At 72.1% G+C, this 23,016-nt stretch carries 26 protein-coding genes; 15 read left to right on the top strand and 11 right to left on the bottom strand.

The window, feature by feature from the left end:
* Nucleotides 1-23 precede the first annotated feature (23 nt).
* Together BJ965_RS32595 and BJ965_RS32600 are read left to right on the top strand one after the other, a co-directional pair.
* Nucleotides 24-788, top strand: coding sequence for a carbohydrate ABC transporter permease (locus BJ965_RS32595; RefSeq protein WP_246548401.1), 765 nt, complete (start codon nucleotides 24-26; stop codon nucleotides 786-788).
* Nucleotides 789-840: 52 nt separating this feature from the next.
* Nucleotides 841-1,890, top strand: coding sequence for an endo-1,4-beta-xylanase (locus BJ965_RS32600; protein WP_184913748.1), 1,050 nt, complete (start codon nucleotides 841-843; stop codon nucleotides 1,888-1,890).
* 62 nt (nucleotides 1,891-1,952) lie between these two features.
* On the opposite strand, the gene BJ965_RS32605 is transcribed toward BJ965_RS32600, so the two are convergent.
* From BJ965_RS32605 to BJ965_RS32615, 3 genes are all read right to left on the bottom strand, one after another.
* Nucleotides 1,953-2,981, bottom strand: coding sequence for a LacI family DNA-binding transcriptional regulator (locus BJ965_RS32605; protein WP_184913749.1), 1,029 nt, complete (start codon nucleotides 2,979-2,981; stop codon nucleotides 1,953-1,955).
* A 201-nt stretch (nucleotides 2,982-3,182) separates the two neighbouring features.
* Complete coding sequence (locus BJ965_RS32610; RefSeq protein WP_030835828.1) at nucleotides 3,183-3,386, bottom strand: DUF5999 family protein; 204 nt, start codon at nucleotides 3,384-3,386, stop codon at nucleotides 3,183-3,185.
* Nucleotides 3,387-3,821: 435 nt separating this feature from the next.
* On the bottom strand, nucleotides 3,822-4,406 hold the full coding sequence (locus tag BJ965_RS32615) for a hypothetical protein (protein ID WP_184913750.1): 585 nt from the start codon (nucleotides 4,404-4,406) through the stop codon (nucleotides 3,822-3,824).
* A gap of 547 nt (nucleotides 4,407-4,953) precedes the next feature.
* Here BJ965_RS32615 and BJ965_RS32620 point away from each other — a divergent pair.
* On the top strand, nucleotides 4,954-6,471 hold the full coding sequence (locus BJ965_RS32620; RefSeq protein ID WP_184913760.1) for a glutamate-cysteine ligase family protein: 1,518 nt from the start codon (nucleotides 4,954-4,956) through the stop codon (nucleotides 6,469-6,471).
* A gap of 68 nt (nucleotides 6,472-6,539) precedes the next feature.
* Nucleotides 6,540-7,340, top strand: a complete 801-nt coding sequence (locus BJ965_RS32625; protein ID WP_184913762.1) for a CPBP family intramembrane glutamic endopeptidase — start codon at nucleotides 6,540-6,542, stop codon at nucleotides 7,338-7,340.
* A 51-nt stretch (nucleotides 7,341-7,391) separates the two neighbouring features.
* Here BJ965_RS32625 and BJ965_RS32630 read toward each other — a convergent pair whose 3' ends face one another.
* A complete protein-coding gene (locus tag BJ965_RS32630) occupies nucleotides 7,392-8,210 on the bottom strand; it encodes a PhzF family phenazine biosynthesis protein (RefSeq protein ID WP_184913764.1) in 819 nt (272 codons plus the stop codon).
* Between the two features lie 166 nt (nucleotides 8,211-8,376).
* Between BJ965_RS32630 and BJ965_RS32635 the strand changes: the two genes are divergently transcribed.
* Nucleotides 8,377-9,000, top strand: coding sequence for a PadR family transcriptional regulator (locus tag BJ965_RS32635; protein ID WP_184913766.1), 624 nt, complete (start codon nucleotides 8,377-8,379; stop codon nucleotides 8,998-9,000).
* A 61-nt stretch (nucleotides 9,001-9,061) separates the two neighbouring features.
* On the opposite strand, the gene BJ965_RS32640 is transcribed toward BJ965_RS32635, so the two are convergent.
* Nucleotides 9,062-9,490, bottom strand: coding sequence for a type II toxin-antitoxin system Rv0910 family toxin (locus BJ965_RS32640; protein ID WP_184913768.1), 429 nt, complete (start codon nucleotides 9,488-9,490; stop codon nucleotides 9,062-9,064).
* 224 nt (nucleotides 9,491-9,714) lie between these two features.
* On the opposite strand from BJ965_RS32640, the gene BJ965_RS32645 reads away from it, so the two are divergent.
* From BJ965_RS32645 to BJ965_RS32655, 3 genes are all read left to right on the top strand, one after another.
* A complete protein-coding gene (locus BJ965_RS32645; RefSeq protein WP_376777956.1) occupies nucleotides 9,715-10,263 on the top strand; it encodes a Clp protease N-terminal domain-containing protein in 549 nt (182 codons plus the stop codon).
* A gap of 88 nt (nucleotides 10,264-10,351) precedes the next feature.
* On the top strand, nucleotides 10,352-11,356 hold the full coding sequence (locus BJ965_RS32650; RefSeq protein WP_184917743.1) for an EamA family transporter: 1,005 nt from the start codon (nucleotides 10,352-10,354) through the stop codon (nucleotides 11,354-11,356).
* A 226-nt stretch (nucleotides 11,357-11,582) separates the two neighbouring features.
* Nucleotides 11,583-12,533: a DMT family transporter gene (locus BJ965_RS32655; protein WP_184913773.1), complete on the top strand. Its 951-nt coding sequence runs from the start codon at nucleotides 11,583-11,585 to the stop codon at nucleotides 12,531-12,533.
* Nucleotides 12,534-12,610: 77 nt separating this feature from the next.
* Here BJ965_RS32655 and BJ965_RS32660 read toward each other — a convergent pair whose 3' ends face one another.
* Together BJ965_RS32660 and BJ965_RS32665 are read right to left on the bottom strand one after the other, a co-directional pair.
* On the bottom strand, nucleotides 12,611-13,243 hold the full coding sequence (locus tag BJ965_RS32660; RefSeq protein ID WP_184913775.1) for an FMN-binding negative transcriptional regulator: 633 nt from the start codon (nucleotides 13,241-13,243) through the stop codon (nucleotides 12,611-12,613).
* Nucleotides 13,243-13,929 carry a pyridoxamine 5'-phosphate oxidase family protein gene (locus BJ965_RS32665; protein WP_184913778.1) on the bottom strand — a complete coding sequence of 229 codons (687 nt, stop codon included), beginning with the start codon at nucleotides 13,927-13,929 and terminating at the stop codon, nucleotides 13,243-13,245. The genes BJ965_RS32660 and BJ965_RS32665 overlap by 1 nt, the downstream gene beginning before the upstream one ends.
* Nucleotides 13,930-13,964: 35 nt before the next feature.
* Between BJ965_RS32665 and BJ965_RS32670 the strand changes: the two genes are divergently transcribed.
* The gene (locus BJ965_RS32670) at nucleotides 13,965-15,296 is read left to right on the top strand and encodes an aminotransferase class I/II-fold pyridoxal phosphate-dependent enzyme (protein WP_184913780.1); all 1,332 of its coding nucleotides are present in this window, start codon (nucleotides 13,965-13,967) and stop codon (nucleotides 15,294-15,296) included.
* A 72-nt stretch (nucleotides 15,297-15,368) separates the two neighbouring features.
* Here the strand turns inward: BJ965_RS32670 and BJ965_RS32675 are convergent, their stop codons facing one another.
* The gene (locus tag BJ965_RS32675; RefSeq protein WP_184913783.1) at nucleotides 15,369-16,322 is read right to left on the bottom strand and encodes a DMT family transporter; all 954 of its coding nucleotides are present in this window, start codon (nucleotides 16,320-16,322) and stop codon (nucleotides 15,369-15,371) included.
* 75 nt (nucleotides 16,323-16,397) lie between these two features.
* Between BJ965_RS32675 and BJ965_RS32680 the strand changes: the two genes are divergently transcribed.
* Nucleotides 16,398-17,300, top strand: coding sequence for a LysR family transcriptional regulator (locus BJ965_RS32680; RefSeq protein ID WP_184913785.1), 903 nt, complete (start codon nucleotides 16,398-16,400; stop codon nucleotides 17,298-17,300).
* A gap of 161 nt (nucleotides 17,301-17,461) precedes the next feature.
* Here the strand turns inward: BJ965_RS32680 and BJ965_RS32685 are convergent, their stop codons facing one another.
* On the bottom strand, nucleotides 17,462-17,932 hold the full coding sequence (locus BJ965_RS32685; protein ID WP_184913787.1) for a pyridoxamine 5'-phosphate oxidase family protein: 471 nt from the start codon (nucleotides 17,930-17,932) through the stop codon (nucleotides 17,462-17,464).
* A 134-nt stretch (nucleotides 17,933-18,066) separates the two neighbouring features.
* Here BJ965_RS32685 and BJ965_RS32690 point away from each other — a divergent pair, with 134 nt between their 5' ends.
* Nucleotides 18,067-18,717, top strand: coding sequence for a cysteine hydrolase (locus tag BJ965_RS32690; protein ID WP_184913790.1), 651 nt, complete (start codon nucleotides 18,067-18,069; stop codon nucleotides 18,715-18,717).
* Here BJ965_RS32690 and BJ965_RS32695 read toward each other — a convergent pair.
* Nucleotides 18,704-19,192, bottom strand: coding sequence for a Rieske (2Fe-2S) protein (locus tag BJ965_RS32695; RefSeq protein WP_184913792.1), 489 nt, complete (start codon nucleotides 19,190-19,192; stop codon nucleotides 18,704-18,706). The genes BJ965_RS32690 and BJ965_RS32695 overlap by 14 nt on opposite strands.
* Before the next feature lie 198 nt (nucleotides 19,193-19,390).
* Between BJ965_RS32695 and BJ965_RS32700 the strand changes: the two genes are divergently transcribed.
* A complete protein-coding gene (locus tag BJ965_RS32700) occupies nucleotides 19,391-20,146 on the top strand; it encodes a HipA family kinase (protein ID WP_184913794.1) in 756 nt (251 codons plus the stop codon).
* Nucleotides 20,143-20,556, top strand: a complete 414-nt coding sequence (locus tag BJ965_RS32705; RefSeq protein WP_184913795.1) for a DUF3037 domain-containing protein — start codon at nucleotides 20,143-20,145, stop codon at nucleotides 20,554-20,556. The genes BJ965_RS32700 and BJ965_RS32705 overlap by 4 nt, the downstream gene beginning before the upstream one ends.
* A gap of 46 nt (nucleotides 20,557-20,602) precedes the next feature.
* Here BJ965_RS32705 and BJ965_RS32710 read toward each other — a convergent pair whose 3' ends face one another.
* Nucleotides 20,603-21,109, bottom strand: a complete 507-nt coding sequence (locus BJ965_RS32710) for an excalibur calcium-binding protein (RefSeq protein ID WP_184913796.1) — start codon at nucleotides 21,107-21,109, stop codon at nucleotides 20,603-20,605.
* 231 nt (nucleotides 21,110-21,340) lie between these two features.
* Between BJ965_RS32710 and fabG the strand changes: the two genes are divergently transcribed.
* Together fabG and BJ965_RS32720 are read left to right on the top strand one after the other, a co-directional pair.
* Complete coding sequence (gene fabG / locus BJ965_RS32715; RefSeq protein WP_020270157.1) at nucleotides 21,341-22,102, top strand: 3-oxoacyl-ACP reductase FabG; 762 nt, start codon at nucleotides 21,341-21,343, stop codon at nucleotides 22,100-22,102.
* Between the two features lie 13 nt (nucleotides 22,103-22,115).
* The gene (locus BJ965_RS32720) at nucleotides 22,116-22,874 is read left to right on the top strand and encodes an SDR family oxidoreductase (RefSeq protein ID WP_184913797.1); all 759 of its coding nucleotides are present in this window, start codon (nucleotides 22,116-22,118) and stop codon (nucleotides 22,872-22,874) included.
* Nucleotides 22,875-23,016: the final 142 nt, after the last annotated feature.

Genomic DNA, 23,016 nt, shown 5'->3' on the forward strand with positions numbered 1-23,016 from the left:
TTCTGGCCGTCGTCGGCACGGTCATGGCCGTCCCCCTGCTCTACGCCGCGCTCTCCGGCTTCAAGTCCACCGACGAGCTCTCCCGCAACCCCGTCGGACTGCCCGAGTCGTGGGTGGCCTCCAACTACACCCAGATCCTCGGCTCCGGGGATTTCTGGCGGCTGATCGGCAACAGCACGCTGATCGCGATCGGCACGACCGTCCTGATCGTCGCGGTCTCCGCCCTGTCGGCCTTCTCCTTCGCACGGTTCGCCTTCCGGGGCCGCGAGGCGCTGTTCACGCTGTTCACCATGGGGCTGATGTTCCCGTTCGCGGTGGCCGCCCTGCCGCTGTTCCTGCTGCTGCGCTCCCTGGACCTGCTGGACAACCCGCTCGGCGTGATCCTCCCGCAGGCCGCCTTCGGACTGCCGATGACGATCATCATCCTGCGGGGCTTCTTCCGGCAGATCCCCGGCGAGCTGGAGGAGGCGGCCACGCTCGACGGGTGCAGCTCGTTCGGCTTCTTCTGGCGGGTACTGCTGCCCATGGCCCGGCCCGCGCTCGGCACCGTCTCCGTGCTGGCCGTCGTCACCAGCTGGAACAACTTCTTCCTGCCGCTGCTGGTGTTCACCGACGCCCAGTGGTGGACGCTGCCGATCGGCGTCCAGCAGTTCCAGGGGCAGTACTCCGCGGACTACGCCAAGGTCTTCGCCTATCTGGTGCTGGCCATGGTCCCCGCCCTCGCCTTCTACTCGGTCGCCGAGCGTCAGCTCGTCGGCGGCCTCACCGCCGGCGCCACCAAGGGCTGACCCGCGCCGCGAACGTACGGCTCTACCCACCCACCTCGTGAGGAGTCGCACCATGCGCACCACCCGTCTCAGACTCGCCGGCGCCCTCGCCGCGCTCTTGGTCGCCGCCGGCATCGGCGCCGGCACACCCGCCCAGGCGGGGCACCAGCAGCCCACGCTCGCCGATCTCGCCCAGCGGCACGGCCGCTACTTCGGCAGCGCCACCGACAACCCCGAGCTCGTGGACGGACCGTACAAGGCCCTGCTCGGCAGCGAGTTCGACCAGATCACACCCGGCAACGGCATGAAGTGGTACGCGACCGAGCCCCAGCAGGGCGTGTTCGACTTCTCCCACGGAGACGAGATCGTGAACCTCGCCCGGGCCAACCGGCAGAAGGTGCGCGGTCACACCCTGGTCTGGCACAGCCAGCTGCCGGAGTGGCTCACGAGCAGGGAGTGGACGGCCCCGGAACTGAGGGCCGTGCTGAAGAAGCACATCCAGACGGAGGTACGGCACTACCGGGGCAAGGTGTTCGCCTGGGACGTCGTCAACGAGGCGTTCAACGAGGACGGCACGTACCGGGAGTCGGTCTTCTACAAGACGCTCGGCCCCGGCTACATCGCCGACGCGCTGCGCTGGGCGCACCAGGCCGATCCGCGCGTCAAGCTCTACCTCAACGACTACAACATCGAGGCGACCGGCCCGAAGAGCGACGCCTACTACCGGCTGGCCAAGGAGCTGAAGGCCGCGGGCGTCCCGCTGCACGGCATCGGCCTCCAGACCCATCTGGCCCTCCAGTACGGCTATCCCACCACCCTGGAGGACAACCTCCGCCGCTTCTCCCGGCTCGGCCTCGACACCGCGCTCACCGAGGTCGACATACGGATGCAACTGCCCGCGACCGAGGAGAAGCTGGCGCAGCAGGCCGAGTGGTACGCCGGCGTGACCGAGGCGTGCCTCGCGGTGCGCCGGTGCGTCGGCATCACGATCTGGGACTACACCGACAAGTACTCGTGGATCCCGGCGGTCTTCCCGGGCGAGGGCGCGGCCCTGCCGTGGGACGAGGAACTGCGGCGGAAGCCGGCGTACTTCGCGCTGCGCGAGGCGCTCGGGGGGAGGTAGCGAGGACGGGCGGCGCCCTGCCGGACAGGGGGTGGCGGGGCGCCGTTTCCTCGTGGCGGAGGTCAGGCCGGGGGCGCCGTGCTCGCCCGTACCACCAGGTCGGTGCCCAGTTCCACGCGCGGTGAGTCCGGCTGCTCGTCACGGGTCAACCGGAGCACGGTGCGCACGGCCAGTGCGCCCATGTCGGCCAGGGGCTGGCGGATCGTCGTCAGGGGCGGGGCCGACCAGCGGACTTCCGGAAGGTCGTCGAAGCCGACCACGCTCATGTCCTCCGGTACCCGCAGGCCGCGCCGGCGCAGTGCCTCGATCGCGCCGAGTGCCATCTGGTCGCTGGCCGCGAACAGCGCGGTCGGCGGCTCGGGCAGGTCGAGCAGGGTGGTGCAGGCGGTGAATCCGGACTCGGGGCGGAAGTCGCCGGTGACGACGAGGGACGGGTCCATCGTGATGCCGGCGCTCTCCAGGGCGGCGCAGTAGCCGTCCAGGCGGGCCCGGGAGCACAGCAGCCGGGGCGGGCCGGCGATCAGGCCGATCCGGCGGTGGCCCAGGGACAGCAGATGCTCGGTGGCCGCCATGCCGCCCGACCAGTTCGCGGCACCGATCGTGGGTGCGTCCAGGGCGGGGGAGCCCGCCGGGTCGACGACCACCAGGGGCACCCCGAGGATCCGCAGCTCCTCGTACAGCGTCGGATCCAGGGCCGACGTCACGAGGATGACGCCGTCGGAGGCGCGGGCCCGCAGGTTGCGCATCCACTCGCGCGCGTCGCCGGAACGCCCGTGGATGGCCGACACCACCGTGCCGACACCGGCGGCGTGCGCGACCTCCTCGACCCCGCGGATGATCTCCACGGCCCAGGGGCTGTCGAGGTCGTCGAAGACCAGGTCGAGCAGGGCGGCACGGGTGCCCGGAGCGGCGGGGCGCCTGCGGTAGCCGTGCCGACGCAGGAGATCCTCGACCCGGGCCCTGGTCTGCGGTGCCACGTCGGACCGGCCGTTGACGACCCGGGACACCGTCGGCACGGACACGCCGGCCTGCCGGGCGATCTCCGTGATCGTGACCTTGCCCTCGGCCCCACGTGCTCCCACTTGCCCCACCTCCGTCGACGGGTGACCGCGAAACTTCCAGGAGTCTTCCGGAAAACGGGCATCCGTGGGAAGGCTGCGGGCCGGGAAACGGCACGTGGCGACGGGTGACGGAAAGTGACGACCGCCGGACATGCGTCGGGGCCGGTGCGCAGGGTGTCCTGCGGCCGGCCCCTCATGTCTGGCGGCGGGGCGTCGTCCCGCCGAACGGCCTCAGGCGGCCGTCATCACCTGGCCGGCCAGCGGACGGTGCGGGGCGATGGCCCGGCCGTCCGGCAGCAGCTCGCCGGTGTCCTCGAAGAGCACCACGCCGTTGCACAGCAGGCTCCAACCCTGTTCCGGGTGGTGCGCCACGAGGCGGGCGGATTCCCGGTCGGCGGAGTCGGCTGAGGGGCACTGGGTCTGGTGCTGGCACATGGGTGGGATCTTTCGCTGGGTCGAGATGGATGATGGGATCACGTCGGCTGAGTCGGATGTCGTGTCTGTTCCGCGGCTAGAAGTGTCGTTCATGGCCGCCCCCCGTTTGTGATAAGTCGTCGGAACCCAGTGTTGCCCCACGGGCGTCAATCCGCAGGGATTTCGCGGCACCGCTTCTTACAGGTTCAGGACGCATCACCCGCGCGGACGGTTCATCCCAACTGGACTGTCCCTTTGGGTGGTTCGCACTGACCGGATAGGGCTAGTCCGCCCGGGTCGACCGCCCATTCGGCTCGTACGAGCCAATGCGTGCTCCTACGAGCGATCGCGTGAGCGACAAAGCGATCGTGTGAGCGGTCCAGGTCGAACGCGCGGAAAAGGAACGACCCCGCCGCCGGAAATTCGGCGACGGGGTGCGAAGGGCTGTGCGGTGTCTCAGGCGGGCGAGCCGAGAAGTCTGGTGGGGGCCGCCCGGTGGGTCAGCACCGGGAGGAGTTCGGCGACGCGGTGCGGGCGGTGGGCCGCGATGCCGGGAGGCGCCGGCGCCAGCGGGACGAGCAGGTCGGTGGCGGCGGGGTGCCCGGTGGCACCGTCCGCGGTGCAGTCCTCGTGCAGCCAGAGCGTCAGCATGTACAGGCCGGGCACCGACAGCAGGCGGGGCTGGTACGGCTGCGGCATCGTCTCCGCCTGGCGCAGGGCGCGCTCGGTGGAGGTGATGTACGGGCCCTCGAAGAAGTGCGAGAAGGTCCAGCCGTCGGGAGTCAGCATGGTCTCCGCCGCGGCCACGGCGCGATCGCCGCAGCGGATCAGGAAGCGCCACCCGGCCAGCCGGGTCGCGGACACGCCCTCGGCCGTGACGTGGTCGAGCACGTGCACGGGGAGGGGGAGCTCCGGTGTGGCGGGTCCCTGGGTGCCGAGCAGGGAGGGAGTTCGGGCTTCGCGGACCGCGGTGGGTGAGGAGAGCGCAGTGAGGACGGAACGGAGTGCGGGCGCGGGAGCCGGCGGGACATGCAGCGGCATGGTGGGTCGCCTCTCATTCAAAGGCACGGTGGCGCGAGGGCGGGGGCGGACGGCGCTGTCAGCTCACGAGGGTCAGAGAGGCAGGGGCCGGGGTCATGAGAACGAGAGGGGGGTGGGGTCCGCGTCGCCTCGGGGGCAGGACCCGTCGACCGTGGGCGCCAACCTTCTGCCTTGTTCGCGGAGTTTATACGACACGGGTTCAGACTGTGTTTCGTCTAGCCGTTTCCGGTGAGTAGAACAAGGGTACATTCGGTCGGCGATACGTGAGAATTTATCCCGATTCCAGACGGGGGTGCACCGCGATGACCTCGGCGCATGTCCGCGAACCGGTCGGCCCATTCTCATCGGCGTTTTTCACGAGTTCCCGGGGCCCGATACCCACCCTGTGCGACATGCCGAGTGAATGTGCCACCGGTCACATGTGACCAGCGTAGCGGCCGTCGGTTCCGCCCGGGACGTTATCGATCGCTTTCGCTGGGCATCCTCCACCTGACCGGGGCCCCGGCAGCGGGATCCCGGCCCGCATCATCCGAGGAGGGACGCTTCGATGGGGGAGAAGGTCGCGGCAGGCCGGTTCGACCTGTCCGATCGCCAGCGCTACCGCGACAAGCTGCGTCAGTGTCTGACGGGCTTGGAGCGACTCCTGGCGGAGCAGCGGTTCGATCGCCCCAAGAACCTCATGGGGCTGGAGATCGAATTGAATCTCGCAGGTGCGGACGGCATGCCGAAAATGTTGAACGGGCAAGTCCTCGAACGCATCGCGAGTCGCGACTTCCAAACAGAACTCGCCATGTTCAATCTGGAAGTGAACATTCCTCCACACCGCCTTGGGGGCCGGGTATTCGACCGTCTCGCGGAGGAACTCCGTACGTCGCTGGCATATGCCGACCGAAAAGCCGGCGAAGTCGACGCGGGTATCGTGATGATCGGTATTCTGCCGACTCTCGACCGTGACGACCTGGTGTCGTCGAACCTCTCCGACGTCGACCGCTACACCCTCCTCAACGACCAGATCGTGGCTGCCCGCGGCGAGGAGTTCACCCTCGACATCGACGGCGTGGAGCACCTGAGCTGCACTTCGAAGTCCATCGCGCCGGAGGCCGCCTGCACTTCGGTGCAACTGCACCTCCAGGTCACCCCGGCCCGCTTCGCCGACGTGTGGAACGCGGCCCAGGCGGTCGCCGCCGCGCAGATCGCCGTCGGAGCCAACTCGCCCTTCCTCTTCGGCCGCGAGCTGTGGCGCGAGTCGCGGCCCCCGCTGTTCCAGCAGTCCACCGACACCCGCCCGCCCGAGCTCCAGGCCCAGGGCGTCCGGCCGCGCACCTGGTTCGGGGAGCGCTGGATCACCTCGGCGCACGACCTCTTCGAGGAGAACCTGCGGTACTACCCGGCCCTGCTGCCGATCTGCGACGACGAGGACCCGCTGAAGGTGCTCGACCAGGGCGGCACACCGTCGCTCGCCGAACTCGTCCTGCACAACGGTACGATCTACCGCTGGAACCGCCCCGTCTACGGCATCGCCGACGGCGTCCCGCACCTGCGCGTGGAGAACCGCGTCCTGCCGGCCGGACCCACCGTCATCGACGTCATCGCGAACGCGGCCTTCTTCTACGGAGTCGTCCGGGCCCTGGCCGAGGAGTCCAGGCCGGTGTGGACCCGGCTGCCGTTCGAGGCGGCCGCCGCCAACTTCGACGCCGCGTGCAAGGACGGCATCGACGCCCGCTTCAGCTGGCCCCGGCGCGGCCGGTACGGCGGCACCGCCGAGGTCGACGCGGTGAACCTGATCCGCGACGAGCTGCTGCCGCTCGCCGAGGCCGGTCTTGACGCCTGGGGAGTCGAACCGGCCGACCGCGACCTGTACCTGGGCGTGATCGAGGAGCGGTGCCGGCGCCGGGTGAACGGGGCGAGCTGGCAGGCCGCCACGTTCCACACGGCCCTGGACGCCGGCCTCTCCCGGGACGACGCGCTGGCCGCCACGACCCGGCGCTACCGCGAGCTGATGCACAAGGGCGACCCGGTGCACACCTGGCCGGTCGGGCTGCCGGAGCCGGTGTCGCCGGACTGACGCCGCCGCCGGGCTGAGATCCCGCTGCCGCCATACTGATCCGACACGTCGGTGAAGTGGAGGCAGGTGTGCAGGCGGAGGCGAGCCCGGTGGGCGATTCCATTCCCCGGCAGGGGCTCTCACGGCGGATGCTCCGCACCGAGACACTGCTGGTCCTCGCGCTGTCGCTGGGCGCGAGCGGAGTGTCCGCGCTGATCAGCTTCATCGGATCGGTCACCAAGCCGGGCGGCCTCAAGGACCAGGCGGCCACGATGAACGCCTCGGCGGCGCCCGGGCGGCCCTGGCTCGACCTCGCCTGGCAGCTCTTCGGGATCACCACGGCGCTCGTGCCCGTCGCGCTCGTCGCGCACTTCCTGCTGCGGGAGGGCGCGAGCCTGCGCACGATCGGCTTCGACCGCACCCGCCCCTGGCCCGACCTCGGCCGCGGGGCGGCGATCGCGGCGGTCATCGGCAGCACCGGTGTCGCCTTCTATCTGGCGGCCCGCGGCCTCGGCTTCAACCTCACCGTGGTGCCCGAGGCGCTGCCGGAGGTGTGGTGGAAGTACCCCGTGCTGATCCTCTCGGCGATCCAGAACGCCGTGCTGGAGGAAGTGATCGTCGTCGGCTACCTGCTGCGCCGCATGGGCCAGCTCGGGTGGACCCCGACGGCGGCTCTGGTCGGCAGCTCCGTTCTGCGCGGCTCGTACCACCTCTACCAGGGCATCGGCGGCTTCGTCGGCAACATGGTCATGGGCGTCGTCTTCGTCTACCTCTACCGCCGCTGGGGGCGGGTCGGCCCGCTCGTGGTCGCCCACTCGCTGCTCGACATCGGGGCGTTCGTCGGGTACGCGCTGCTGGCGGGCGAGGTGGGCTGGCTGCCGACGCCGTGACGTGACGCGGAAAGGGGCGTACGGCGGTGTCGTACGCCCCTTTGGTGTGTCTCAGGCCAGCAGGTCGCCCTCGATGACGGTGACCGCCGTGCCGGTCAGCAGGGTGCGGTCGCCGCGCAGCTCCGTGCGGACGCGGCCGGAGCGGGGTGAGGCCTGGAGACCGGTGAGGGCGGGGCGGCCGAGGCGCTCGGACCAGAACGGGGCGAGTGCCGTGTGGGCACTGCCCGTCACAGGGTCCTCGTCGATGCCGACGTTCGGGAAGAAGCAGCGCGAGACGAAGTCGTAGCCCCGGGCAGGGTCCTCAGCGCGGGCGGTGGCGATGACGCCGCGCTCGGAGTGGGCCGCGAGGGCCCGCAGGTCGGGGCGGAGGCCGTGCACCGTCTTCTCGTCGGCGACCTCGACGAGCAGGTCGCCGATGTTCGGACCGGTGTCGAAGACCGTGAGCGGCTCGGCGCCCAGGGCCTCGGCGAGGCCGCGGGGTGGGTCGGCCGAAGTGAGCGGGGCCGTCGGGAAGTCCAGCGTGACGGAGCCGTCCGAGGCGGGCGTGGCGACGAGGACGCCGCTGCGGGTGGCGAACCGCACCGGGCCCGTGTGCACGCCGGTCGTGTGCAGGACGTGGGCGGTGGCGAGGGTCGCGTGGCCGCACATCGCGACCTCGGTGGCCGGGGTGAACCAGCGCAGTGCCCAGTCCGCCCCGGCGCCCCCGGGGAGCGGGTGGGCGAAGGCCGTCTCGGCGTGGTTGACCTCCAGGGCGACATCCTGCAGCCAGGTGTCGTCCGGGAAGGCGCCCGCGCCGGGCAGGAGCAGGACCCCGGCCGGGTTGCCGGAGAAGGGGCGATCGGTGAAGGCGTCGACGATTCGGATCCTCATGCCCCGACGCTAGGGCTCCCACGAAGCCGCAGGCCAAGGCCAATTCGCGAGTGCTGGCCCGGTTCTGCCGGCCGGGGCGTAACGGGCAGGGCCTTGCCAGTCGAGAGTTACCGATATATCGTTGAAGCATCGCGATGGATCAACGATGGAATGGAGAGTGGTTGCGATGCGTACCCACGGATTCGAGCGTGGACATGGACACGGCGGCCCGCACCACGGCCGGGGCGGCTTCGAAGGACTGCGTGCGGCCTTCGGTCCCTTCGGGCCGGGCGGGCCGGGTGGCCCCGGCTGGGGCGGACCCGGCGGCCCGGGCCCCTGGGGTGGACGAGGGCGCGGCGGACCACGGGGGAGGGCGCGGCGTGGCGACGTACGCGCCTCGATCCTGGCCCTGCTGAAGGACCGGCCGATGCACGGCTACGAGATGATCCAGGAGATCGCCGAGCGCAGCGGCGGGGCGTGGAAGCCCAGCCCCGGGTCGGTGTACCCCACCCTCCAGCTGCTGGAGGACGAGGGGCTGATCGCCAGTGCGTCCGAGGGCGGCAAGAGGCTGTTCTCGCTCACCGACGCCGGCCGCGAGGCTGCGGAGGAGGGGCCCGAGGCGCCCTGGGAGGAGGCCTCCCGCGGGGTCGACTGGGAGGCCCTCGGTGAGATCCGCCAGGCCGGCTTCGGTCTGATGGAGGCCTTCGGCCAGGTCTGGAAGGCCGGCAGCAAGGAGCAGCGGGAGAAGGCGGTCGGAGTCATCAACGACGCCCGCAAGAAGCTGTACCTCATCCTCGCCGACGAGGACTGAGCCGCGCAGTGGACGAAGCGCCCCCCCGGGTGGTCGGGGGGCGCTTCGGCGTGCAGGGGTGTCAGGTCACCAGCCCGTCCAACTTGCGCAGTGACTCGTGCAGCGCCGCCGTGGCCGAGTCCTTGAGCTTGCCCGCCATCAAGGACACCGTCGCGCCCGTGAACTCGCCGTCGATGCGGACCGTCGTGGCGTCACCCTCGGGCGTGAGGGTGTAGCGCGTCGCGACGGTCACGGCCATCGGGCCCTTGCCGCGGATGGCGAGCACGCGGGCCGGCTCCATCTCCTCGACGGTCCACGCCACTTCGGCCGGGAAGTTCATCAGCCGCATGTTCTCCTGGAACGTCGCGCCCACTTCCAGCGGTTCCGGGCCGCCCGCCGGGAAACTCGTGTGGGTCGCGTTCCACTCGCCGTACCCGGACCAGTCCGTGAGTCTGGCCCACACCTTCTCGGCCGGCGCCCCGATGCGTGCCTCCGCGCTGACTTCGGCCATGCGACCACCTCTTCGTATCGGGCTGGGTGTCGCGGAACGTAGCCGGGGCGGCCGCAATGTTCAATACTGACGAACCGTCAGTTGAGCCGACGGTCTCCACCGGAATCTGCCTGATCTCCTCCGTAAGGAGGAGATTCCGCTCGCTGGAGTCCACTTCCTGTGGGACGCCAAGATGCTTCCCGCCGGGGATGACCCGGGGGCGCGGGACTGATGGGGTAGAGGATGTGCAACCCCGTACCCCCCGGCAGTCGGCCCATGAGCACGGCATTCAGCGCGTGGACAACGATGCCAGGCTCAGTGACGAGCTGGCGTCGGTGGTCGGCGGTGCCCGGCGCCGGGCTGTCCGGGACGGGGACCGGCAGATCGACACCGCCCATCTGCTCCACTCGCTGCTGGAATCCGACCCCGAGGCGCGTGCCGCCTTCGGGGAGGGGCCGCAGATCGCGCGGTTGCTCGGCAATCTCGTCCAGCGCAGCATCGGCTACGGCCTGCGCTGGCAGAGCGGTGTCGAGGACTCCGGCGCCGTCCCCGTGGTGACGGAGACGGCGGGTTACTCCCCGCTCGCCGCCGCGTCCGTGGAGTACGCCTGCGAGCGCGCCGCCGGACGCGGCGGACCGGCCCGTGGCACCGACCTCCTCGCCGCGATCGTCGCCGACCCGCAGGCCCGTGCGGTCGAGGTGCTCGAACGGGCCGGCATCGACCCGCGCGAGGTGTTCGCCCGGCTCGACGGCTGGTCCGGCCGCACCGAGGAATGCGGCGAGGCCACCTGCTGAGTGGCGCGGCGCGGGGCCCGGGCTGCCCCGTCCATGCTGTGAGACAGGTGCCATGGGGGATGACGCTCCTGTCGTGTCCTGTCATCATGTGCCGGTGCGTACCTCTGACAGCAGCGTGAGCGGGCGCGGCAGGGGCGTGGGGCTCGGCCTCGCGCTTCTGTCCGCGGTGGCCTTCGGCGGATCCGGTGTCGCGGCCAAGCCGCTGATCGAGGCGGGTCTGGATCCGCTGCACGTGGTCTGGCTGCGGGTCGCCGGGGCGGCCCTGGTGATGCTGCCGCTCGCCGTGCGCCATCGCGCGCTGCTGCGCAGGCGCCCCGGGCTGCTCGTCGGGTTCGGGCTGCTGGCCGTCGCCGGTGTCCAGGCCTGCTACTTCGCCGCGCTCTCCCGGATCCCCGTCGGGGTCGCCCTGCTCATCGAGTACCTGGCGCCCGCGCTCGTGCTGGGCTGGGTGCGGTTCGTGCAGAAGCGGCCCGTGACGCGGGCCGCGGCCGTCGGTGTCGTCCTCGCGGTCGGCGGACTGGCCTGTGTCGTCGAGGTCTGGTCGGGCCTCGGCTTCGACGCCCTCGGACTGCTGCTCGCCCTCGGCGCGGCCTGCTGCCAGGTCGGCTACTTCGTCCTGTCCGACCAGGGCAGCGACGCCGGGGACGAGGCGCCCGACCCGCTCGGCGTCATCGCCTACGGACTGCTCGTCGGCGCGGCCGTGCTGACCGTCGTCGCCCGGCCCTGGACCATGGACTGGTCGGTGCTCCGGGGCACCGCGAGCATGGACGGCAGGCCGGTCGCCGCCGTCGTACTGCTGGCGTGGATCGTCCTCGTCGCCACGGTCGTCGCCTACGTCACCGGCGTGGTCTCCGTGCGGCGGCTCTCCCCCCAGGTCGCGGGGGTCGTCGCCTGTCTCGAGGCGGTCATCGCCACCGTCCTGGCCTGGGTCCTGCTCGGCGAGCACCTCTCGGCGCCGCAGATCGCCGGCGGGGCGATCGTCCTGGTGGGCGCCCTCATCGCGCAGTCCTCGACGCCCTCGAAGGGTTCCGGGCAGCCGGTGGCGAGCGGCGGCCCGGAAAGGGAATTGTCCCGGCGCGGGACCAGCGCCTAAGGTGCCGATCATGCCTTCCGCACGCGTTCTTCCGCCTCCGGCCGCCTGAGGCGGGCCCTCCGGAAACCGCGCCCGGCGATGCGCCGCCGCGCGGAACGGTGCTGCCCGCAGACGAAGTCCGTGGACCCCTGATCCCGGCTGATCCGGGGCCCTTCCCGAACTTCCGCGCACCCGGCCGCCGTCCGACACGGGCGCGGCACGCTGTGCGCGTCTGCGGAGAGAACACGTGTCGAACACTGCCTCCGGCCTGCCCATCGGGCGAGGCCTCCTCTATCTGATCATCGCCGGTGTCGCCTGGGGCACCGCGGGCGCGGCCGCCTCCCTGGTCTACCGGGCCGGCGACATGGGGCCCGTGGCGCTCTCGTTCTGGCGTTGCGCCGCCGGTCTCGTGCTGCTGCTCGCCGTCCGGCTGGTGCGGCCGCGCGCCGGAGCCCCCGTGCGGGGACCGCTCGGCCGCAGGACACTGCGGGCCGGGGTCACCGGGCTCGGGCTCGCCGTCTTCCAGACCGCGTACTTCGCGGCCGTCTCCGCCACCGGCCTCGCCGTGGCCACGGTCGTCACCCTGGGCGCGGGTCCCGTCCTCATCGCGCTGGGTGCCCGGCTGACCCTGGCGGAGCGCCTGGGGCGGGGCGGTGCCGTCGCCGTGGTGGGTGCTCTAGCCGGGCTCGGGGTGCTCGTCCTCGGGGGCGGGGGCGCGGCCGTACGCCCCGTGGGTGTGCTGCTCGCGCTGCTGTCCGCAGCCGGGTACTGCGTGTTGACGCTGCTCACCCGCCGGTGGGGTCGCGACGGCGAGGGCGACGCCACCCGGACGACCGCCGGGGCCTTCGCCGTCACGAGCCTGTGCCTGCTGCCGTTCGCCCTGGCGGAGGGACTGCTGCCGCACACCGAGGAGCCCGGTCGGCTCCTGCTCCTGCTGCTCTACGTCGCCGCCGTCCCCACCGCGCTGGCCTACGGCCTGTACTTCGCGGGCGCGGCCGTCGTGCGGTCCGCCACCGTCTCGGTGATCATGCTGCTCGAACCGGTGAGCGCGGCGGTGCTCGCCGTCGTCCTGCTCGGCGAACACCTCACGGCGGCGACGCTGGCCGGGACCCTGCTGATGCTGGGTTCGGTGGCGGGCCTCGCGGTGGGAGAGGCCCGGGGTGCGCGAACGGCCGGGGAGGCGGCGACCGCCGTGTGAGGTGCCGCCCGGGCCGGCGTGACGGGCCCCGGGCCGTGTCCGCAGGGTTCCGCCGGCCCCGCGACGCCTGGCACGGCCTAGGCCTCCTGCCTGCGCAGGAGGTGGTCCCGTGCCCTGGAGTCGCCCGGACCGCCGCGGGCCTCGAGCCCCGCGGCGATCCGGCCCCGGACCTCGGCGGGCCGGTGGTTCGCGTACTTGAACTTGGCTCGTACGTCCGTCACTTCGAGGCGCAGGCCGCGGATGCCGACGAGCATCCTGCCGTACGGCGCCTCGTCCGCCGCCGCCCGTGCGGAGCCGCCCCGCGGCTGGAAGTGGTCGACCTGGCGGTTGAGGAGCGCGGCCTTCTCCGCCGGGTCGTCCACGACGTGGGCGCGGCAGCGGAGCTGTACGGCCGCGTAGAAGCTCGTGGGGGTGCCGTGCTCGGGCGGGACGTCCGGGGCGGCCTGCCAGGGGCCGGGCACGAACACGTAGTCGTCGACCACGCTCAGCAGGACGTCCGGGTGGGCCTCCAGCGCGGGCCAGAGCGGGTTGGGGCGGGCGAGGTGGGTGACGACCTCGCCGCGCCCGGCGTCGTAGGCGAAGTGCAGGGGCTGGACGTGGGGCGGTTCGCCCGGCAGGCCGTTGACGGCGAGCTGGCCGAAGTCGTGCTCGGCCAGCCACCGTTGCCATTCGGTGTCGTCGCGGGGCGCGTCCCAGGGGTGGATCAGCATCACAGGGCCGCGAGGTAGCCGGGCAGTTCGGTACCGGGGGCCAGGCCGGGGTCGGAGTCCGGCGTGCCGTAAGTGCGCCGTACCGGGACGACGCCGGCCCAGTGGGGGAGGGCGAGGTCCTCCGGTTCGTCGTTCACGCCACCGGTGCGCAGCTTCGCGGAGACCTCGTCCAGATCCAGGCGGATCACGGCGGTCGCGGCCAGCTCCTTCTTGTTGGCGGGGCGCGAGTCCGCGGAGCGGCCGGGCACGACGTGGTCGACCAGCGCGTCCAGGGCCTGCCGCTTCTCCTCGGGGTCCGTCACGTCGTGGGCGACGCCGTGCACCACCACGGAGCGGTAGTTGATCGAGTGGTGGAAGGCCGAGCGGGCCAGGACCAGACCGTCGACGTGTGTGACCGTCAGGCAGACCTCGAGGCCCGGGTCGGCCTGACCGGCCGCCCGCAGCGGACGCGAGCCCGTCGAGCCGTGCACGTACAGCCGCTCGCCGACCCGGGCGTACAGCGTGGGCAGCACGACCGGCGCGCCGTCACGGACGAACCCGAGATGGCAGACGTAGGCCTCGTCGAGTATCGAATGCACCAGGTCCCTGTCGTACGAGGCCCGGTCCGGGGAGCGGGTGGGGACGGTGCGGTCGGTCGGGGTGTAGGCGGTGTCGGGCTGCGACGGCGTCTGCGTGGTCCCCTGCATGGCGCTCTCCATTGCACTAGTGCATAATCGGCTTTGTGCTAGGAGAGTATCCGATCAGTGGGCGTCGCGCAGCGGACATTTCCGCGAGCATCGAGCGAGCGGTGGGGGCCGGTGAGCTGCGCCCCGGCCAACTGCTGCCCCCCATGAGGGAGTTGGCGGAACGTCTGGGGGTGAATCCCAACACGGTCGCGGCCGCGTACCGCACGCTGCGCGAGCGCGGGGTCATCGAGACCGCGGGGCGGCGCGGCAGCCGGGTACGGCCCGCCCCGGCGACGACCGGGCGGGAACACTTCCGGGTGGAGGTCCCCGAGGGCGTGCGCGACGTCGCGCAGGGCAATCCGGACCCGGCCCTGCTGCCACCCCTCGCGGGCGCGTTCGCCGCGGCGGCGGCGGAGGGCGACCGGGCACCCGTGCTCTACGGGGACACCCCCCTGGAGCCGGAGCTGGCCAGGATCGCGCGGGCCGGACTCGACGCCGACGGCGTGCCGGACGGCCCGCTCGCCGTGGTCTCCGGGGCACTCGACGGCGTCGAACGGGTGCTGGCGGCCCACCTCAAGCCCGGTGACACCGTCGCCGTCGAGGATCCCGGCTGGGGCCGCACCCTCGACCTCGTGCCCGCGCTCGGCCTGCGGACCGTCCCCGTCGGCGTCGACGACGAAGGGCCTCGCGCGAAGGACGTGCGCAGCGCGCTGGAGGCCGGGGCGCGGGCCCTGATCGTCACCGACCGCGCGCAGAACCCGACCGGCGCCGCGGTGAGTGCTCCCCGCGCGCGTGCCCTGCGCGCCGTGCTCAGCGCCCACCCGGAGGTCCTGCTGATCGAGGACGACCACGGCCACGGCATCGTCGACGTGCCCCTCCATCCGCTGGCCGGAGTCACCCGGCACTGGGCGCTCGTACGCTCCGCCGCCAAGGCCTACGGCCCCGATCTGCGCCTGGCCGTGCTCACCGGTGACGCCGTCACCGTCGACCGGGTCCGCGGGCGGCACCGGCTCGGGCCCGGCTGGGTCAGCCGGCTGATGCAGCGGGCCCTGGTGCGGCTGTGGGCCGACGGCGCGGTGGACACCGCAGAGGTGGCTGCGTCGTACGGGCGGCGGCGGGACGCGCTGATCGGCGCGCTCGAACGGCGCGGTGTGGCGGCGTACGGGCGCAGCGGCATGAACGTGTGGGTCCCCGTACCGGACGAGACCGGCGCCGTCGCACGGCTGCTGCACGCCGGGTGGGCCGTGGCCCCCGGAGCCCGCTTCCGGCTGAGCGCACCGCCCGGCATCCGGGTCACCGTCTCCACGCTCGCCCGGGGCGAGATCGAGACGCTGGCCGACGCGATCGCCGCGGCCCTCGGGCCCGCCCCCGCCCGCAGCTACGACTGAGCAGGCACCCGCCGGGGCCCTCGGGCCCGTCGAGCCTCGGCTGGGCCCGCCGGGGTCCGCGGGTCCGTCGAGCTAGGGCTGAGTCACCTTCCTGGGTTTCGGCCGCACCTGGGTCAGCGCCGCTCCCGTCAGCACGATCACCGCCCCCACCGGCGTCGACCAGGCGAGCCCTTCGCCGAGGAGGGCGACGCCCGCGGCCGTGGCGATGACGGGGATGAAGTACGTGACCATCTGCGCGGTCGTCGGGCCGACCTCCGCGACCAGGCCGTACTGGAGGAGCACCGCGAGGCCCGTGCCCAGTGCGCCCAGGGCGGCGATCGCCAGCAGCGGCACGACGGACACCCGGGTGGGCAGGGACGTGAACAGCGGGGTGACGACGGCCAGCTGGACCGTGGCGAACAGCAGCTGGGCGCCGGTCATCGACAGGTGTGAGTGGCCGGTGCCGGCCAGGGTGCGGCGGACGTAGATCCAGCCGACCGGGTAGCTGAGGGAGGCGAGCAGAGCCAGTGCCGTCCCGGTGGCGTCCAGACCGTGGAAGCCCTGCCAGGCGCCCAGCACCGTGAGCACCCCGAGGAAGCCGAGACCGAGACCCGCGACCCGCACGCGGGTCGGGCGGTCCTCCGACAGGGCGACCAGCGACAGCGCCATGCCCCACAGCGGCGAGGTCGCGTTGCAGATGCCCGCCAGCGTGGACGGGATGGTCAGCTCGGCGTACGCGAACAGGGAGAACGGCAGGGCGTTGAGCAGGAACGCGGAGACCGCCAGATGACCCCAGGTGCGCGCCCCGCGCGGCAGCCGCTCGCGCCGCACCGCCATCGCGGCGGCCAGCACCGCCGTACCGAACACCAGCCGGCCGAGCGTCACCTGGAACGGCGCGTACCCGTCGGTGCCCACCTTGATGAGGAGGAAGCTGAAACCCCAGATCAGGGACAGGGCGGCGAACCGGAGGCGCCAGTCGAGGCGGCGGCGGGGTGGTGCGGACGGGGCGGTGGTGACCCGGTCGGCCGGGGTGGTGACGGTGCTCATGCCAGCCACGATGCGGCACCGGAACCTCGTAGCACAATCGAGATTTCGCACCCGGTACCCCGTAGCATCGCTTACATGTTGAACCTGGAGCGCTTGCGCACTCTCGACGCCCTCGCCCGGCACGGATCGGTGAGCGGTGCGGCCGAGGGGCTGCACATCACGACGTCCGCCGTCTCGCAGCAGCTGTCCAAGCTCGAGCGGGAGGTCGGCCAGCAGCTCCTCGCCAAGAACGGCCGCGGGGTGCGGCTCACCGACGCGGGCCGGCTGCTCGCCGAGCACGCCGCGCGCATCCTGTCGCAGGTGGAACTGGCCCAGTCCGACCTGGAGGCGCAGCGCGGGCAGGTCGTCGGCGAGCTCCGGCTGTCGGCGTTCCCGACGGCCGCACGGGGGCTGTTCCCGCACGCGCTGGCCGCGCTGCGCGAGCAGCACCCCGCGCTCCGGCTGCGCTCCTGCGAACTCGAGCCGGAGCAGGGCATCGCCGGGGTCGTGCGGGGCGACCTCGACCTCGCGGTGGTGCTCGACTGGTACAACAAGCCGATGGCGCTGCCCGACGGGCTGGTCAAGGCGTCGATCCTGGACGACCCGGCCGAGGTCGCCATGCCGGTGGGCCACCGGCTCGCGGAGCGCGCGGAGGTGGATCTCGCCGAGTTCGCCGACGACGAGTGGATCACCTGGGGCGAGGGCGAGTTCTGCCACGAATGGCTGATGTTCACGCTGCGCTCCAAGGGCGTCGAGCCGATCGTCGGCCACCGCGCCGCCGAGAACCACACCCAGCTCGCGCTGGTCGCCGCGGGCCTCGGGGTGTGCATCGCCCCGCTGCTCGGCCGCCACCCCGTGCCCCCCGGGGTCGTGACCGTCCCCCTCCGGCAGCGGGTCCGGCGGCACGTCTACGTCGTATGGCGCGCGGACGCGGACCGCCGCCCGTCGATCCGGGCGGCGGTCAAGGCCCTGCGGGCGGCGGGGGAGAGCGTCGGCTGACGTCCCGGGCATGGCTGCCGCCGCCCGGGCGGCGCGGCTGTCGCTACGGGGGAGCGGCCGGTGGTCGGGCCCGTGTGGCTGTGGTTCCCGGGGTGTGGCTGCCGCGGCCCCCGGCGGCGCGGCTGTCGTTTCGGGGGGAACGGCCGGAGTCCCAGGGCCGGCTACTGCCCCGCCAGCTTGCGGAAGTCCCAGGAGACGATCTTCTCCGGTGTCAGGCGGATCCACGCGTGCCGTCCGTCGTGGGGCATCTCCTCCAGGCCGAAGTTCTTCCGCCCGAACAGTGTTTCCGGCACGTCGAGTTCGGCGCGCAGCTCACCCGTGCGCGGGATCTCGCCCACGAACTCGACGGTGCCCGACAGCTCGGCGCCGCGCAGCTCGTCGTAGTCCTCGCCGGTGTCGACCACGATCGCCACCCGCGGGTCGCGCCGCAGGTCGGTCCACCGCTTGCTGCGCACGACCGAGTAGAGCCACATCGATGCTCCGTCCCAGGCGAACCACAGCGTGCTCACGTGCGGCGCCCCGTCGGCCGACACCGTGGCCACCCGGCAGGTGCGCTGGGTGGTCAGGAAATCGTCCAGCTCGCCCGGCGTCATCATGATCTTCCGGCCTCTGCGCTGCTGCGTGACGGTCATGCGCCCCCTCTTTCTCCCACGTCGTGCCAGAGGAGATCCTCTGACATCACGTCAGAAAAGGATGAGTGCTCTTCCGTCCGTGCGCAATGGTGGTTACGCTCGCCCGCCCGGCCGCCGGTGACAGGGGGAAACCCGTGCCCTCGTACGAAGCGCTCAGCGAGCTCCTCGAACCGCGCACCACCGTGCTGCTCACCGTCGAGTGCCAGGAAGGCGTCGTCGGGAAGGACGGCGCCCTGCCCGAACTCGCCCAACAGGCACGCGCCGGCGGTGTCCTCGCCAACGTCGCCCGTCTGGTGACGGTCGCTCACGACGCGGGCGTCCAAGTGGTCCACGCCGTCGCCGAGCGCCGCCCCGACGGCCGCGGCGCCAACAGCAACGCCCGTCTGTTCCGCGCCGCCGCACGGCTGCCCGTCCAGCAACTCACCGGCACACCTGCCGTGCGGGTGGCCGCCCCGATCGAGGTCGCCGAGGAGGACCTCGTCGTACGGCGTCTGCACGGGCTGTCGCCTCTGCAGGGCACCGACGTCGATCCGCTGCTGCGCAACCTCGGCTGCCGCACGCTGATCGTCACCGGGGTCTCGGCCAACGTAGCCGTCCCCAATGCCGTGTTCGACGCCGTGAACCGCGGCTACACCGTCGTCGTCCCGGCGGACGCCATCGCGGGAGTGCCGTCCGACTACACCCCCGCGATGATCCGCCACACCCTCGCGTTGGTCGCCACGGTCGCGACCACGGACGAGGTGCTGGCGTGCTTGGAGCGTCCGCGTGGGGTCAGGCGAGCGTGATGGAGTCGCCACTCACGCTGATCTGCTTCGCCTCCAGCGGCTCGACCGCCGGCCCCTTCTTCACGCTGCCGTCCAGGACGGAGAACTGACTGCCGTGGCAGGCGCAGGAGATGACGTCGTCCTTGAGGTCCACCATCGGACACTTCTGGTGGGTGCAGATCGTCGAGAAGGCCTTGTAGTCGCCCGCGGCCGGCTGCGAGACCACCACCTTCTCGTCCTTGAAGATCTTGCCGCTGCCCTCGGGGATGTCGGCGGTCTTCGCGAGCGCCGCGCCACCGGCTCCCGCTCCGCCGGACGAACCGCCTCCGTCGTTCGTCGCGCCGCCGCCTGCGGCGCCCTGTTCGGTGGACGGGTCGGACGCCTTGTCCTCCGACCCGCACGCCGTCAGCGCCACGGTGAGCCCCGCCGCGCCGACCGCCGCCACGACGGTACGGCGGCTCGGTCCCGACATCGGCTGAACTGATTCGCTGGTCATGCTGACGTTCCTTCCGGGGATTCGTGATCTGCGGAGAGGTACGGCCCTTGCGGACCGGCTGTTCAGACCATGTCGAAATCCTGACCCGATCCCGGAAGGACACGGGTAAAGCGGAGCTGTCGGTTCGCTGTCGGGTTCCGGACCGCCCCGCCGCGAGGTCGTCACCGCTGCCGCCACGTGCGTCAGTAACCTGGGGCGATGCTCAAGGAAGTGATCGCGACCCGTTTCATCGCGCCCCTGCGCGAGGGCGGTTCGCTGCCCGGCCTGGTCGAGGCCGACGACTTCGGTACGTACGTCCTGAAGTTCACCGGTGCGGGACAGGGCCGCAAGACACTCGTTGCCGAGGTGGTCTGCGGGGAACTCGCCCGCAGGCTGGGGCTGCGGATGCCGCGCCTGGTCACCGTCGCACTCGACGCGGAGCTGGGCCTCGGCGAACCGGACGAGCAGGTGCAGAGCCTGCTCAGGTCCAGCGGCGGCACCAACCTCGGCATGGACTTCCTCTCCGGCGCGCTCGGCTTCGACCCGCTCGCGTTCCCGGTGAGCCCCGAGGAGGCCGGGCGCGTCGTCTGGTTCGACGCCCTGATCAACAACGTCGACCGGTCCTGGCGCAACCCCAACCTGCTGAGGTGGCGGGGCGAGTTGTGGCTCGTCGACCACGGCGCGACGATGATCTGGCACCACAACTGGCCCGGCGTCCAGGCCTCCGCCGCCCGCCCCTACGACGCCTCCGATCACGCGCTGGCGTCCTTCGCTCCCGATGTCACCGCCGCCGCGGCCGAGTTGGCGCCCCTGGTCACCGAGGCACTCCTCGCCGACGTCACCGCGCAGATCCCGGACGCCTGGCTCCTGGACGAACCCGGCTTCGCCACGCCGGACGACCTCCGGCAGGCGTACGCGCGGCCGTTGCTGGCACGGGCCGCCGACATCCACGACCGCATCCAGGGGCTGAAGTGAACGACCGGCACATCATCAAGGGCGGGCCCCGCGACCGCCACGTCTACGAGTACGCCGTCCTGCGCGTCGTCCCGCGCGTCGAACGCGGCGAGTGCATCAACGCCGGCGTCCTCGTCTACTGCCGCGCCGCGTCCTACGTCGGTGCCCGCACCCACCTCGACGAGACCCGTCTGCTGGCCCTCGACCCCCTCGCCGACGTGGCCGGGGTCCGGGCCGCCCTGCGGGCGGTGGAAGGGCTGTGCACGGGCGGCCCGACGGCGGGCCAGGCGGCGGCCGACGACCCGGGCCGCCGCTTCCGCTGGCTCGTCGCGCCCCGCTCCACGATCGTCCAGCCCGGCCCGGTGCACACCGGCCTGACCACGGACCCGGCGGGGGAGACCGGCCGGCTGCTGGACCTGCTGGTGAGGTGACCCGCCGGCGGGGTGACCCGTGAGGCGACGGCCCCCCGCCCGGCCGTCAGCGCCGGCGGCGCTTCACCACCCAACCGGCGGCGACGGCGGCACCCGCCGCGAAGGCCAGACCGACGGCGACGTCCCAGTCGCTCGGCCCCGAGGTGACCGCGCCCCCGAGCCCGCCTCGCACGCCCTGGCTCGGAGTGCCGGTCGGAGTGGCGGTGACGGACGCGGAGGGACTGACCGACGGACTGACCGACGGACTGGCCGAGGCGCTGACGGAAGGACTGATGGAAGGACTGGCGGAGGTACTGGCGGAGGTACTGGGCGACGTCGTGGGGTTGATGATCCCGCGGCGGGCCAGCGCCTCACACGCGATGCCGTCGTCGGGGCCCTGGTCCTCGTCCAGCCTGTTGGGATCACTCGGATCCGCGTCGAAGACGGCCTGCGCGTCCTCCTGGAAGGCGAAGTCGCGGCAGTCCAGGTCCTGCCGGGCGTGAGCGGGGTCGGCCAGCGGCACGATCGCGGCGATCGCGAACAGCGTGCCGATGGCACCGGTGCGACGGCGCATGGAGCGCCTCCTTTCCGGCCATGGTTGGCTCGCGCTCCGACGCTAGGCGCCGGGAGATGCGGCGGCGCGCGGCCGTGGGCCGATCGGGTGTCCCTGACGACGCTGCCGGGCAGGGTGGGGCCGGGGTGATGGATCACATGCCGCCCTGGCCCGTTGACACCGCGTGCCAGGGCTTCTAGCGTCACACCCACTGAAGGTACTAAGCGGTCGCTCACCTGAGGAGTAGCAGTCATGTCCACCACTGAGCAGCGGGTTGCCGTCGTGACCGGTGCCGCGCGCGGCATCGGTGCCGCCACCGCCGTACGACTGGCCGCCGAGGGCCGCGCGGTCGCCGTGCTCGACCTCGACGAGGCGGCCTGCAAGGACACCGTCGAGAAGATCACCGCCGCCGGCGGCAAGGCCATCGCCGTCGGGTGCGACGTCTCCGACGAGGCGCAGGTCGAGGCGGCCGTCGCGCGGATCGCCGAGGAGCTCGGCGCGCCGACGATCCTGGTCAACAACGCGGGCGTGCTGCGCGACAACCTGCTGTTCAAGATGAGCGTCTCCGACTGGGACACCGTCATGAACGTGCACCTGCGCGGCGCCTTCCTGATGTCCAAGGCCTGCCAGAAGCACATGGTGGACGCGGGCTTCGGCCGGATCGTCAACCTGTCGTCGTCGTCCGCGCTCGGCAACCGCGGCCAGGTGAACTACTCGGCCGCGAAGGCGGGTCTGCAGGGCTTCACCAAGACCCTGGCCAAGGAGCTCGGCAAGTTCGGCGTCACCGCCAACTCCGTCGCCCCCGGCTTCATCGCCACCGAGATGACCAAGGCCACCGCCGACCGCGTCGGCATGGGCTTCGAGGACTTCAAGGCCGCCGCCGCCACCCAGATCCCGGTGGCCCGGGTCGGTGAGCCGGAGGACATCGCCAACGCCATCGCCTTCTTCACCGGCGAGGCGGCCGGATTCGTCTCCGGCCAGGTGCTGTACGTGGCCGGCGGACCGCTCGACTAGAGGACGAACAGACATGACTTCCGTGGAACTCTCCGGCAAGGTCGCCCTCGTCACGGGCGCCAGCCGCGGCATCGGCTACGGCGTCGCCGAGGCCCTGGTCGCGCGCGGCGACCGCGTGTGCATCACCGGCCGGGGCGAGGACGCCCTCAAGGAGGCCGTCGAGCAGCTCGGCGCCGACCGCGCCATCTACGTGGCGGGCAAGGCGCACGACGAAGCCCACCAGGCCGCGGCCGTCGAGCGCACGATGGAGGCCTTCGGTCGCGTCGACTACCTGGTCAACAACGCGGGCACGAACCCCGTGTTCGGGCCGATCGCCGACCTCGACCTGAACGTCGCCCGCAAGGTCTTCGAGACCAACGTCGTCTCGGCGCTCGGCTTCGCCCAGCGGACCTGGCACGCCTGGCAGAAGGACAACGGCGGCGCGATCGTCAACATCGCCTCCGTCGCGGGCCTGTCGCCCTCGCCGTTCATCGGCGCGTACGGCGTCAGCAAGGCCGCGATGATCAACCTGACCGTGCAGCTCGCACACGAGTTCGCGCCCAAGGTGCGGGTCAACGCGATCGCCCCGGCGGTCGTGAAGACCAAGTTCGCCCAGGCCCTGTACGAGGGCCGGGAGGAGGAGGCCGCGGCGGCCTACCCGCTGGGCCGGCTGGGCGTGCCCTCCGACATCGGGGGCGCTGCCGCGTTCCTCACCTCCGAGCAGTCCGACTGGGTCACCGGCCAGACGCTCGTGGTGGACGGCGGCATCTTCCTCAACGCCGGAACCGGCTGACGAGGACCGCGTACGCGGATCGGCACGGGCGCCCGTTGACACAAACGGCGCCCGTGTCGGCGTAAAAGCACCGCAAAGCGCGATGACAACGTCGTCAAAGGTTTATCGATCAAGAGGTCATGGACGGGGAGGGTCAGCGGGC

It is taken from the genome of Streptomyces luteogriseus, assembly GCF_014205055.1.
In the GTDB taxonomy this organism is placed as follows: domain Bacteria; phylum Actinomycetota; class Actinomycetes; order Streptomycetales; family Streptomycetaceae; genus Streptomyces; species Streptomyces luteogriseus.

Bases quoted from the DNA above. Each gene is read 5' to 3' on its own strand.
- BJ965_RS32620 (WP_184913760.1), top strand. From the start codon at position 4,954: ATGGGGGAGAAGGTCGCGGCAGGCCGGTTCGACCTGTCCGATCGCCAG.
- BJ965_RS32685 (WP_184913787.1), bottom strand. From the start codon at position 17,932: ATGACCGTCACGCAGCAGCGCAGAGGCCGGAAGATCATGATGACGCCG.
- BJ965_RS32710 (WP_184913796.1), bottom strand. From the start codon at position 21,109: ATGCGCCGTCGCACCGGTGCCATCGGCACGCTGTTCGCGATCGCCGCG.
- BJ965_RS32615 (WP_184913750.1), bottom strand. From the start codon at position 4,406: ATGCCGCTGCATGTCCCGCCGGCTCCCGCGCCCGCACTCCGTTCCGTC.
- BJ965_RS32640 (WP_184913768.1), bottom strand. From the start codon at position 9,490: ATGGCCGAAGTCAGCGCGGAGGCACGCATCGGGGCGCCGGCCGAGAAG.
- BJ965_RS32635 (WP_184913766.1), top strand. From the start codon at position 8,377: ATGCGTACCCACGGATTCGAGCGTGGACATGGACACGGCGGCCCGCAC.
- BJ965_RS32665 (WP_184913778.1), bottom strand. From the start codon at position 13,929: ATGCAGGGGACCACGCAGACGCCGTCGCAGCCCGACACCGCCTACACC.
- BJ965_RS32720 (WP_184913797.1), top strand. From the start codon at position 22,116: ATGACTTCCGTGGAACTCTCCGGCAAGGTCGCCCTCGTCACGGGCGCC.
- BJ965_RS32675 (WP_184913783.1), bottom strand. From the start codon at position 16,322: ATGAGCACCGTCACCACCCCGGCCGACCGGGTCACCACCGCCCCGTCC.
- BJ965_RS32595 (WP_246548401.1), top strand. From the start codon at position 24: ATGGCCGTCCCCCTGCTCTACGCCGCGCTCTCCGGCTTCAAGTCCACC.
- BJ965_RS32610 (WP_030835828.1), bottom strand. From the start codon at position 3,386: ATGTGCCAGCACCAGACCCAGTGCCCCTCAGCCGACTCCGCCGACCGG.
- BJ965_RS32695 (WP_184913792.1), bottom strand. From the start codon at position 19,192: ATGACCAGCGAATCAGTTCAGCCGATGTCGGGACCGAGCCGCCGTACC.
- BJ965_RS32660 (WP_184913775.1), bottom strand. From the start codon at position 13,243: ATGCTGATCCACCCCTGGGACGCGCCCCGCGACGACACCGAATGGCAA.
- fabG (WP_020270157.1), top strand. From the start codon at position 21,341: ATGTCCACCACTGAGCAGCGGGTTGCCGTCGTGACCGGTGCCGCGCGC.
- BJ965_RS32700 (WP_184913794.1), top strand. From the start codon at position 19,391: ATGCTCAAGGAAGTGATCGCGACCCGTTTCATCGCGCCCCTGCGCGAG.
- BJ965_RS32630 (WP_184913764.1), bottom strand. From the start codon at position 8,210: ATGAGGATCCGAATCGTCGACGCCTTCACCGATCGCCCCTTCTCCGGC.
- BJ965_RS32680 (WP_184913785.1), top strand. From the start codon at position 16,398: ATGTTGAACCTGGAGCGCTTGCGCACTCTCGACGCCCTCGCCCGGCAC.
- BJ965_RS32600 (WP_184913748.1), top strand. From the start codon at position 841: ATGCGCACCACCCGTCTCAGACTCGCCGGCGCCCTCGCCGCGCTCTTG.